Annotated in this window: 12 protein-coding genes; all 12 read left to right on the top strand. The window is 62.9% G+C overall.

The features are described from left to right. Positions 1 to 30: 30 nt before the first annotated feature. On the top strand, positions 31 to 519 hold the full coding sequence (locus AB5Y68_RS12985) for a chemotaxis protein CheW (RefSeq protein WP_010673942.1): 489 nt from the start codon (positions 31 to 33) through the stop codon (positions 517 to 519). Between the two features lie 71 nt (positions 520 to 590). Continuing rightward, positions 591 to 977, top strand: coding sequence for a DUF2802 domain-containing protein (locus tag AB5Y68_RS12980; protein WP_010673943.1), 387 nt, complete (start codon positions 591 to 593; stop codon positions 975 to 977). Positions 978 to 1,196: 219 nt separating this feature from the next. Beyond that, entirely contained in the window at positions 1,197 to 1,832 is a 636-nt protein-coding gene (gene ccmA, locus AB5Y68_RS12975; RefSeq protein ID WP_039039903.1) for a cytochrome c biogenesis heme-transporting ATPase CcmA, read from the top strand. Positions 1,833 to 1,835: 3 nt separating this feature from the next. Continuing rightward, complete coding sequence (gene ccmB, locus AB5Y68_RS12970) at positions 1,836 to 2,504, top strand: heme exporter protein CcmB (RefSeq protein WP_039039902.1); 669 nt, start codon at positions 1,836 to 1,838, stop codon at positions 2,502 to 2,504. Between the two features lie 166 nt (positions 2,505 to 2,670). After that, positions 2,671 to 3,411 carry a heme ABC transporter permease gene (locus tag AB5Y68_RS12965; RefSeq protein ID WP_010673946.1) on the top strand — a complete coding sequence of 247 codons (741 nt, stop codon included), beginning with the start codon at positions 2,671 to 2,673 and terminating at the stop codon, positions 3,409 to 3,411. A gap of 2 nt (positions 3,412 to 3,413) precedes the next feature. Beyond that, positions 3,414 to 3,620 carry a heme exporter protein CcmD gene (gene ccmD, locus AB5Y68_RS12960; RefSeq protein ID WP_039039901.1) on the top strand — a complete coding sequence of 69 codons (207 nt, stop codon included), beginning with the start codon at positions 3,414 to 3,416 and terminating at the stop codon, positions 3,618 to 3,620. After that, the gene (gene ccmE, locus AB5Y68_RS12955; RefSeq protein WP_039039900.1) at positions 3,617 to 4,108 is read left to right on the top strand and encodes a cytochrome c maturation protein CcmE; all 492 of its coding nucleotides are present in this window, start codon (positions 3,617 to 3,619) and stop codon (positions 4,106 to 4,108) included. Before ccmD ends, ccmE begins: the two co-directional genes overlap by 4 nt. Before the next feature lie 79 nt (positions 4,109 to 4,187). Continuing rightward, positions 4,188 to 6,143, top strand: a complete 1,956-nt coding sequence (locus tag AB5Y68_RS12950) for a heme lyase CcmF/NrfE family subunit (protein ID WP_039039899.1) — start codon at positions 4,188 to 4,190, stop codon at positions 6,141 to 6,143. After that, positions 6,140 to 6,670: a DsbE family thiol:disulfide interchange protein gene (locus AB5Y68_RS12945; protein ID WP_039039898.1), complete on the top strand. Its 531-nt coding sequence runs from the start codon at positions 6,140 to 6,142 to the stop codon at positions 6,668 to 6,670. The genes AB5Y68_RS12950 and AB5Y68_RS12945 overlap by 4 nt, the downstream gene beginning before the upstream one ends. 10 nt (positions 6,671 to 6,680) lie before the next feature. Then, entirely contained in the window at positions 6,681 to 7,163 is a 483-nt protein-coding gene (locus AB5Y68_RS12940) for a cytochrome c-type biogenesis protein (RefSeq protein ID WP_039039897.1), read from the top strand. Beyond that, entirely contained in the window at positions 7,160 to 8,422 is a 1,263-nt protein-coding gene (gene ccmI / locus AB5Y68_RS12935; protein ID WP_039039896.1) for a c-type cytochrome biogenesis protein CcmI, read from the top strand. The genes AB5Y68_RS12940 and ccmI overlap by 4 nt, the downstream gene beginning before the upstream one ends. Before the next feature lie 78 nt (positions 8,423 to 8,500). Then, positions 8,501 to 9,313, top strand: coding sequence for a VacJ family lipoprotein (locus AB5Y68_RS12930; RefSeq protein ID WP_029314176.1), 813 nt, complete (start codon positions 8,501 to 8,503; stop codon positions 9,311 to 9,313). Positions 9,314 to 9,405: the final 92 nt, after the last annotated feature.

Here is a 9,405-nt window from a genome sequence, read left to right as displayed (position 1 = left end):
CGTTGACGGGTTCATACAAGGATCAAGAAGATGACAGAGAAGCGCAATATTGCACAGAATCTGGCCGAAGACGAAGTGCTGCAGTGGGTGACCTTCCAGTTGGAAAACGAGACCTATGGCATCAACGTGATGCAGGTTCAGGAAGTGTTGCGCTACACCGAGATCGCTCCGGTCCCGGGTGCACCTGACTACGTGCTGGGTATCATCAACCTGCGTGGCAACGTGGTGACCGTCATCGATACCCGCTCCCGTTTCGGCCTGCCGGCCGGGGACGTGAGCGAGAACTCCCGCATCGTCATCATCGAGGCGGAGAAGCAGGTGATCGGCATCATGGTGGACAGCGTGGCCGAGGTGGTCTATCTGCGCTCCTCCGAGATCGATGCCGCCCCGGCGGTGGGCACCGAGGAGAGCGCCAAGTTCATCCAGGGCGTCAGCAACCGTGACGGCCAACTGCTGATCCTGGTGGATCTCAACAAGCTGCTCTCCGACGAAGAGTGGGAAGACATTGGTTCCCTGTAACAGGGACGGGAACGTGCGGACGGGGGCGATGGCACCTGTCCGCCTCCCTGTGACGGTAAGGTGATGGTTTGATGATTGAATTTGCAGCCTTGGGGTTGTCCTTGCTCGCACTGGTGCTGGCCCTTTACGGGATCCTGGGGCACCGTCGTCGCCAGCGAGAGTCCGAGGCCAGGGTGGAAGCGCTGCAGGGGCAGCTCGAGAGTCTGCGCAAGCAGATGATGGAGTTGCACACGGGCGCCATCGGCATGGGTCAGCGTCTGCAAGCCGCAGAAGGGGCCATGCAGAAGATCCACGACAGCCAGCAGGAGCTGACGTTGCAGGATCCGGAGCGCCGCCTCTACAGCCGCGCCGCCAAGATGGTGGAGCTTGGTGCCGATCTGGACGAGGTGATGAGCGAGTGCGAGTTGCCCCAGGCGGAAGCGGAGCTGCTTATTTCCTTGCGAAAGGGACGCAGCTGACGGATGTGTCGCGGGGAAGCCGGTGCCTCCCCGCTTTCTGTTCGGCCCGTGGCCACCTCTTTCTCGATGCCGGGACGGTGGATAATCCTTTGGCATCAATCTCTTTGGTGGGGGCGCGATCTTCCCCACAAATCCTGTTGATTATTGGCATCTTTGAAAAGACGCCTCCGGATCCTGTGTTAAGATGCAGGCCGCCTCATTTTCAACGATTACATCCCCATGCTGCTTCAAGCGAACAATCTGAGCTGCGTGCGTGAAGATCGCACCCTGTTTGAACATCTCTCCTTCGCGGTGCGTGCCGGGGATTTGATGCAGATTGAGGGTCCCAACGGGGTGGGCAAGACCAGCCTGTTGCGCCTGCTCACCGGCCTCTCCCAGCCCTTTGCTGGCGAGGTGTGCTGGAATGGGGAGAATATCCGCCATTGCCGGGATGAATACCACGCCAGCCTGCTTTACCTGGGCCATCAGCCCGGCGTCAAGGCGACCCTGACCCCCCTTGAGAATCTCTCCTTCTACCAGAAGCTCCATGGTCCTGCCGGGGACGGCGTGGATCTCTGGCGGGTGCTGGCCCAGGTCGGCCTCGCCGGTTTCGAAGACTATCCCGCGGGGCAGCTCTCCGCCGGGCAGCAGCGACGGGTGGCGCTGGCCAGGCTGTGGCTGAGCGAGCGACCGGCGCTCTGGATCCTGGACGAGCCCTTCACCGCCATCGACAAGCAGGGGGTCAGGGTGCTGGAGCAGTTGTTCCTCGCCCACGCGGACAGGGGGGGCATGGTGGTCCTTACTACCCACCAGGATCTGACCCTGATGCAGGGACGGCTCAAGACCCTCTCCCTGACCTCGCTGTTGCAGGAGTAGCCCATGCTGCGCGCCGTCATACACCTTATTCACCGCGAGTTGCTGATGGCCCTGCGCCAGCGCACCGACATCTTCAACCCGCTCTGGTTCTTCCTCATCGTCATCACCCTGTTTCCATTGGGGATCGGGCCCGAGCCCCAGTTGCTGGCCCGCATCGCTCCCGGCATCATCTGGGTGGCGGCCCTGCTGGCGGCCATGCTCTCCCTGGAGCGGCTGTTTCGTGACGACTTCAGTGACGGCGCCCTGGAGCAGATGATGCTGATGCCCCATCCCCTGGGGTTGCTGGCCCTGGCCAAAGTGATCGCTCACTGGTTGCTGACCGGTCTGCCGCTGTTGCTGGTCTCCCCCTTGCTCGCCATCCTGCTCTCCCTGGAGCTGAAGACCTATCTGGCCGTGGTGGCCACCCTGGCGCTCGGTACGCCGGTGCTGAGCCTGCTCGGGGCGGTCGGAGTAGCGCTGACCGCAGGGCTGCGCAAGGGGGGCGTGCTGCTCAGCCTGTTGCTGCTGCCGCTCTATATTCCGGTGCTTATCTTCGCCACGTCCGCCATCGACGCGGCCAGCATGGGACTGCCCTATGCCGGTCAGCTCGCCATCCTGGGGGCCATGCTGGTGGGGGCATTGACCCTGACGCCCCTGGCTATCTCGGCGGCGCTGCGGGTGAGTGTCAACTGATTGATTTGGTGAAAAGATTTTCGTTTGAAGCCTTGTTAGGGGCGAGATAGTTGAGATAGATCAAGGGGATGGCTGCTTATTGCTTTCGGGGGATATGATGTTTTTCCCCCATGGGTATGGTAGCCCTCGCCACTTAAAAATTAATAACTGAAAGGTTTCGTGAGCTATGTGGAAATGGTTGCACCCTTATGCCAAACCCGAGCGCGCCTATGGGCTGGCCGGCACCCTGCTGCCCTGGTTTGCCGTGACAAGCCTGCTCGCCTTCATCATCGGCACCGTCTGGGGGCTGGCTTTTGCACCCGCCGATTACCAGCAGGGCGACTCTTTCAGGATCATCTATATCCATGTGCCCTCCGCCATCCTCTCCATGGGCGCCTACTCCACCATGGCGGTGGCCGCCTTCATTGGCCTGGTGTGGCAACTGCGCATGGCAGACATGACGGTGGCGGCCATCGCCCCGGTGGGGGCCGTCTTCACCTTCATTGCCCTCTTTACCGGCGCCGCCTGGGGCAAACCCATGTGGGGCACCTGGTGGGTGTGGGATGCCCGGCTCACCTCCGAGCTCATCCTGCTGTTCCTCTATCTGGGTGTCATCGCCCTCTACAACGCCTTCAGCGACAAGGTGGTGGCGGGCCGCGCCGCCGGCATCCTGGCGCTGGTCGGGGTGATCAACCTGCCCATCATCCACTACTCGGTGGAGTGGTGGAACACCCTGCACCAGGGGGCCACCATCACCAAGTTTGACAAACCCTCCATCTCCCCCGAGATGCTGTGGCCGCTGCTCATCATGATCCTGGCGTTCGCCGCGTTTCTCGGTGCCCTGACCCTGATGCGTTTTCGCAATGAGCTGCTGATGCGGGAGTGGCACCGCCCCTGGGTTGCCGACATCGCCAGGCAGGAGAAGTAAGCATGCACTTTGCCTCGTTCAGTGATTTCATGGCCATGGGAGGCTATGCCTTCTACGTCTGGCTCTCCTTCGGTCTGACCCTGCTCTGCCTGGTCGGCATCGTCATTTCCACCCGGTTGAAGACCCGCAGCCTGCTTGGCGAACTGCGCAACAAGCAGGCTCGGGAGGCACGCCGCAAGGCAGCCCAGCAGATGGAGAATACCCTATGAACCCGCGCCGCAAGAAACGCCTCACCATCATCCTGGCCATCAGCCTGGGCCTTGCCAGCGTGACTGGCCTGGTGCTCTATGCCCTGAGTCAGAACATCGACCTCTTCTACACCCCGAGCGAGCTGGTGGAAGGGAAGGGGCCGGAGAAGATCAGGCCCGAGGAGGGGCAGCGCCTGCGCATCGGTGGCCTGGTGGTGCCGGGGTCTGTGGTGCGGGATCCCCAGAGCCTCAAGGTAGCCTTCAAGCTGGTGGACAACGGCGGCCATCTGGTGACGGTGGAGTTTGACGGCATTCTGCCGGACCTGTTCCGCGAGGGGCAGGGCATTGTCGCTCAAGGCACCCTCAAGGATGCCACCACGGTCGCCGCCTTCGAGGTGCTGGCCAAGCACGACGAGAACTACATGCCGCCGGAAGTGGCCGACGCCACCAACGGCATGCACTTCAAGCCCGAATACACAGAGGCGCAGTTGCAGGGAGCCAAGCAATGATGCCGGTATGCGCCAAGAATTCACTTCTTTATGCCGCCAAATCGGCAGGTTTCTCCGTGCAATCGAGAGGGAATAGTCAATGATCCCGGAATTAGGGCAGTTCTCACTGATCCTGGCCTTCGCCACCGCCCTGCTGCTGGGCAGTTACCCGCTGATCGGGGCCCATCTCGGTCGTCTTGGCATGATGTCGGCGGCCCGCCCGCTCGCCTACAGCCAGTTTCTGCTGCTGCTGCTGTCGTTTCTCTGCCTCACCTGGGCCTTTATCGACAACGACTTCACCGTGCAGTACGTGGCCACCAACTCCAACAGCCTGCTGCCCCTGCAATACCGCATCTCGGCGGTGTGGGGAGCCCATGAAGGCTCGCTGCTGCTCTGGGTGCTGACCCTGGGGGGCTGGACGGCGGCGGTGGCCCTCTTCAGCCGCCGCCTGCCGCTCGATGCGGTGGCGCGGGTACTCGGGGTGCTCGGCCTTATCTCGGTGGGCTTCACCGCCTTCGTGCTGTTCACCTCGGATCCTTTCACCCGCACCCTGCCGTATTTCCCGGTGGACGGGCGGGATCTCAATCCGCTGCTGCAGGATCCCGGTCTCATCTTCCACCCCCCCATGCTCTACATGGGCTACGTGGGCTTCTCGGTGGCCTTCGCCTTCGCCATCGCCTCCCTGATGACGGGGCGTCTGGACGCCACCTGGGCGCGCTGGTCCCGTCCCTGGACCATGGCGGCCTGGGTCTTCCTGACGCTGGGCATCGTGCTCGGCTCCTGGTGGGCCTATTACGAACTCGGCTGGGGCGGCTGGTGGTTCTGGGACCCGGTGGAAAACGCCTCCTTCATGCCCTGGCTGGCGGGCACGGCCCTGCTCCACTCCCTCGCGGTGAGCGAGAAGCGCGCCACCTTCAAGGCCTGGACCGTGCTGCTGGCGCTCTCGGCCTTCTCCCTGAGCCTGCTCGGCACCTTCCTGGTGCGTTCCGGCGTGCTGGTGTCGGTCCATGCGTTTGCCTCGGACCCGACCCGGGGTCTGTTCATCCTGGGCTTCCTGCTGGCGGTGATAGGCAGCTCCCTATTGCTGTTCGCCTTCAAGGGCTCCCAGGTGAAGAGCCACGGCAAGCATGAGCTGTGGAGCCGGGAGACCCTGCTCCTTGGCAACAACATCCTGCTGGTGGCGGGCCTGCTCACCGTGCTGCTCGGCACCCTGTTGCCCCTGGTGCACAAAGAGCTGGGGCTTGGCAGCATCTCCATCGGCACCCCCTTCTTCAACCACATCTACAGCTGGCTCATCATCCCCTTCGCCCTGCTGCTGGGGGTGGGCCCCCTGTTCCGCTGGCGCCGCCAGGAGCTCGGTGAGCTCAAGGGCAAGGTGATGCTCGCCCTGGTGCTGAGCCTGGCCGCGGCTCTGCTGTTGCCCAAACTCTTTGCCGAGGCGTTCAAACCCTGGGCTGCGCTCGGTATCGGGCTTGGCGTCTGGATCATCGTCACCAGCGTGCAGGAGACCTGGGCCCGGGCCACCCACAAACACGGTTTTGCCACCGGCGTGCGCAAGCTTGGCAACAGCCACTGGGCCATGATCCTGGGGCACGTGGGGCTCGCGGTCAGCATCATCGGCATCGCCTGCACCCAGAACTACAGCATCGAGAAGGACCTGCGGATGCAGGCCGGCGATCGCGTCCAGTTCGCCGATTACGAGTTCGTCTTCACCGGCATCAAGGAGAAGAACGGCCCCAACTACGACGGTTTCAAGGGCGTGCTGGAAGTGCACCGGGATGGCAAGCAGGTAGCCCTGCTCAAGCCCGAGAAGCGGATGTACACCGTGAGCCGCATGCCGATGACCGAGGCGGCCATCGACGCCGGCTTCACCCGGGATCTCTATGCGGCGCTCGGCGAACAGCTCGACAACGGCGCCTGGGCGGTGCGGATCTACTACAAACCCTTCGTGCGCTGGATCTGGTTCGGCGGCGTCTTCATGGCCATCGGCGGCGTGCTGGCCATGCTGGACAAGCGCTACCGTTTCGGCCGTCGTGACGAGGAGACCAAGGCATGAGCAAGAAGACCTGGCTGTTTCTGCTGCCCTTCATCATCTTCCTGATGGGGGCCGTATTCCTGTTCAAGGGGCTCTACTCCGATCCCACCAAGCTCGAATCCGTGATGGTGGACAAGGAGGTGCCCGTGTTCACCCTGCAGGACATCTATGACCTGGGCAAGCAGCACGACAGAAGCATCTTCAAGGGGCGCCCCATGCTGCTCAACGTCTGGGCCACCTGGTGCCCGACCTGTTACGGAGAACACACCTACCTCAAGGAGCTGGCGGGGCAGGGGATCTACATCGTCGGCATGAACTACAAGGACGAGCGTGACAAGGCCATCAAGTGGCTGGCGGAGCTTGGCAACCCCTACCAGATCAACCTCTACGATCCGGACGGCATGCTGGGGCTGGATCTCGGTGTCTATGGCGCGCCCGAGACCTTCTTCATCGACAGCCAGGGCATCATCCGCTATCGCCACGTGGGGGACATCAACCCAGACGTCTGGGCCAGTACCCTCAAACCCATCTTCGATGCCATGAAGTGAGGCCTCCCCGATGAAAACACTGATTGCATCCCTGTTGCTGCTGGCCGGTCTCGTCTGTGCCGGACAGGCCCGCGCCGCCATCGATGTCTACACCTTCGAGAGCGACGCCCAGGAGCAGACCTTTCGCGAGCTGACTAAGGAGCTGCGCTGCCCCAAGTGCCAGAACCAGGACATCGCGGATTCCAACGCCGGGCTCGCCAAGGATCTGCGGGACAAGACCTACCAGATGGTGCGGGAAGGCAAGGAGAAGCAGGAAGTGGTGGACTACATGGTGGCCCGCTACGGCAACTTCATTCTCTATGATCCCCCCCTGATGGCCTCGACCCTGATCCTCTGGCTTGGCCCCTTGCTGGTCATCGTGATTGGCGTCGTCACCGTGGTGGTGCGAAGCCGCCGCCATGCCCCTGCTCCCTTGCAACAGCCTGAAGGCACCCTGAGTGCAGAAGAGCAGGCCAGGCTGTCCGCCCTGCTCAAAGAGGAAGAGAAACCATGACCCCATTCTGGATACTGGGTGCGGCCCTGCTGGTGCTGGCGAGCCTGGCGCTGATCGTGCCGCTGTGGCGTGGCGAGGGCAGGCAGAGCATCAGTCGCTCGGCCCTCAACAAGCAGCTCTATCGCCAGCGCCTGCTGGAGATAGGGGAGGAGCGGGAGCAGGGGATACTGGCGGAGGAGCCGGAATCCCTGGTGGAGCTGCAGCGCAGCCTCCTGGACGACATTCCCGACGTGGAGCAGACCGCCCGTGGCGGCAAGAGCCTGATCTGGATCCCCGGTGTGCTGGTGCTGGCGGTGGTGAGCATCGGCCTCTACGCCAAGCTCGGCGCCTGGCAGGAAGTGAGCCGCTGGCAGGATGCCAGCAGCCGGTTGGGGGAGCTCAGCAACCGTATCCTGGTGGAGCGCGACACCCGGGTGACCGAGCAGGATCTGCTGGACTTCACCCTGGCCCTGCGAACCCGGCTGAAAGAAGAACCGAACGACTATCGCGGCTGGCTGCTGCTGGGGCGCCTGACCCTGGATGGCAATGATCCCGAGATGGCCCGCGAGGCGCTGGAGCGTGCCTACGCTCTCGCGCCCCAGAAGGCCATGGTGGCGGTGCCCTATGCCCAGGCCCTGATGATGACGGGGGAGGAAGCCCGTGCGGATCAGCTGTTGCAGGCGGTCATTGCCGAGGACCCGGCCAACATCGAGGCTCGCTCCGTCCACGCCTTCATGGCCCTGCAAAAAGAGGATTTCCAGACCGCCCTCGACCGCTGGCAGGGGATGTTGCCGCTGCTGGAGCCGGGCTCGGCCCGCTACACCATGGTGGAGCGCTCCATGGAGTACGCCAGGCAGCAGCTTGGCCAGCGTGGCATCGCCGTGACTACCCCGTCTGCCGAAGGCCAGGCACAAGCCGAGGTGCTGGCGGTGAAAGAGGGGGAGTTCCCCCTGCACATCACCCTGGCGCCGGGTATCAAGATGCCGGAAGATGCCCATCTGTTCGTCTTTGCGGTGATCCCCAACGGTCCGCCCATGCCCATCGCGGTCAAGCGCATTGCTGGCCCGCATCTCCCGCTCACCCTCTCCCTGGGGGACAGGGATGCCATGATGGAGGGGAGCAAGCTGGCGGCCCATGCCGAGCTGCAGTTCAAGGCGCGCCTCTCCCGGGGCGGCAACGTCATGAACAAGGAAGGCGCCTTTGAAGGGGTTTCGGTCACCGTGCCGACCAGCACCATCCCCACAGCGCCGATTGACATCCGCATCGATCACGCCCTCTAATACGCTTTTGGCCCACCCCTTGGGGTGGGCCCCCTGTATAATTCATATCAATACCCAAAAAAATCTTAGGACTTTCATATGTATCTGCGTTCAGGAGCATTGGCGGTGGCATTGCTGCTCGCGGGCTGTGCGGGTGGCCCTCCCAAGCCGGGCCCGGAGAGCCTGGATCTCGGCGAGACTCCGAGCCGCCCCGGGGCATCCAGTACGGCCAGCGATCCTCGCGACCCCTTCCAGGGGCCCAACCGTGCCATGTGGGCCGTCAACTATGACGTGCTGGAGCCCTATGTGGCGCGCCCCGTGGTACACGGCTATGCCCGCTATGTCCCGCAAGGAGTGAGGGACAGCATCGAGAATTTCGTGGACAACTTCGACGAGCCGAGCAGCATGGTAAACCACCTGCTGGTGGGTGATCTGAAAGGGGCCGGTACCAACCTGGGCCGCTTCACCCTCAACACCACTGTGGGCCTGCTCGGTCTGTTCGACGTGGCCAAGCATGCGGGACTGGCTCGCAACACGCTGGAGATGGACACCGTGCTCGGCAAGGCCGACATCGGGGATGGCGCCTATCTGATGGTGCCGGTCTACGGTCCCACCACCACCCGGCAGCTGGTTGGGGATACCATCGATACCATCTACTTCCCCTATGCCCTGCTGACCTTCCCGCTGAAGGTGGTGCACTGGGCGCTGGATGGCCTCGGTACCCGCTCCAAGCTGATCGATCAGGAGCGCATCATCGACAACGCGCTGGATCCTTACGCCCTGACCAAGGACTTCTACTTGCAGTACAACGATGGCAAGGTGACGGGCCGCAAACCCGAGCTCCAGGAGCAGAAGCCAGAGGCGGCGGATGATGGCAACCTCGACGATTACATGGACGAGATAGACCAGTAAGCACGGTCATTTTCCACAAGGCGCCTGCGGGCGCCTTTGTTGTCGATGGCAGATAAAAAAACGCCCCGCAAGTGCGGGGCGTTTTGGCAAGA

The organism is Aeromonas sp. R6-1 (assembly GCF_040908165.1).
GTDB classification, from domain to species: Bacteria; Pseudomonadota; Gammaproteobacteria; order Enterobacterales; family Aeromonadaceae; genus Aeromonas; species Aeromonas caviae.
This window is presented reverse-complemented; position numbering and strand designations above follow the sequence as displayed.

What these genes read in the sequence shown, in the direction of transcription:
- AB5Y68_RS12945 (WP_039039898.1), top strand. Translation starts at nt 6,140, where the DNA reads ATGAGCAAGAAGACCTGGCTGTTTCTGCTGCCCTTCATCATCTTCCTG.
- ccmE (WP_039039900.1), top strand. Translation starts at nt 3,617, where the DNA reads ATGAACCCGCGCCGCAAGAAACGCCTCACCATCATCCTGGCCATCAGC.
- AB5Y68_RS12965 (WP_010673946.1), top strand. Translation starts at nt 2,671, where the DNA reads ATGTGGAAATGGTTGCACCCTTATGCCAAACCCGAGCGCGCCTATGGG.
- AB5Y68_RS12980 (WP_010673943.1), top strand. Translation starts at nt 591, where the DNA reads ATGATTGAATTTGCAGCCTTGGGGTTGTCCTTGCTCGCACTGGTGCTG.
- ccmI (WP_039039896.1), top strand. Translation starts at nt 7,160, where the DNA reads ATGACCCCATTCTGGATACTGGGTGCGGCCCTGCTGGTGCTGGCGAGC.
- AB5Y68_RS12985 (WP_010673942.1), top strand. Translation starts at nt 31, where the DNA reads ATGACAGAGAAGCGCAATATTGCACAGAATCTGGCCGAAGACGAAGTG.
- ccmD (WP_039039901.1), top strand. Translation starts at nt 3,414, where the DNA reads ATGCACTTTGCCTCGTTCAGTGATTTCATGGCCATGGGAGGCTATGCC.
- ccmB (WP_039039902.1), top strand. Translation starts at nt 1,836, where the DNA reads ATGCTGCGCGCCGTCATACACCTTATTCACCGCGAGTTGCTGATGGCC.
- AB5Y68_RS12940 (WP_039039897.1), top strand. Translation starts at nt 6,681, where the DNA reads ATGAAAACACTGATTGCATCCCTGTTGCTGCTGGCCGGTCTCGTCTGT.
- AB5Y68_RS12950 (WP_039039899.1), top strand. Translation starts at nt 4,188, where the DNA reads ATGATCCCGGAATTAGGGCAGTTCTCACTGATCCTGGCCTTCGCCACC.
- ccmA (WP_039039903.1), top strand. Translation starts at nt 1,197, where the DNA reads ATGCTGCTTCAAGCGAACAATCTGAGCTGCGTGCGTGAAGATCGCACC.
- AB5Y68_RS12930 (WP_029314176.1), top strand. Translation starts at nt 8,501, where the DNA reads ATGTATCTGCGTTCAGGAGCATTGGCGGTGGCATTGCTGCTCGCGGGC.